Annotated in this window: 1 tRNA gene; it reads right to left on the reverse strand. The window is 41.0% G+C overall.

The features are described 5' to 3' along the window. Positions 1-220: 220 nt before the first annotated feature. A tRNA-Ile gene (locus tag KO524_RS15250) sits at positions 221-293 on the reverse strand.

A 293-nucleotide genomic window follows, 5' to 3' on the forward strand; every position in this document is an offset into this window, starting at 1 on the left:
CTAATCCCCCAAATGAATTTAGAAGGTATGTCTTCCAAACGTGTTCGGGTTAGTCAACCTCTAAAATTTCCTTTCAATAAAAGTGTTTTTCGTGATTCGTAAGTCGAAAATCGTGATTTACAATCACTTTCTCTAAATACGAGTCGTGTTTTACCCGTAAACCCTCTATAAGTATTGATGTGACTCAATACAGATAAAAGATTGCCTCAGGTGCAACCTGTAGTCCCGGGCAGACTCGAACTGCCGACCCCTACATTATCAGTGTAGTACTCTAACCAGCTGAGCTACGAGAC

This window comes from Flavobacterium sp. NKUCC04_CG (assembly GCF_019345525.1).
Taxonomy (GTDB): domain Bacteria; phylum Bacteroidota; class Bacteroidia; order Flavobacteriales; family Flavobacteriaceae; genus Flavobacterium.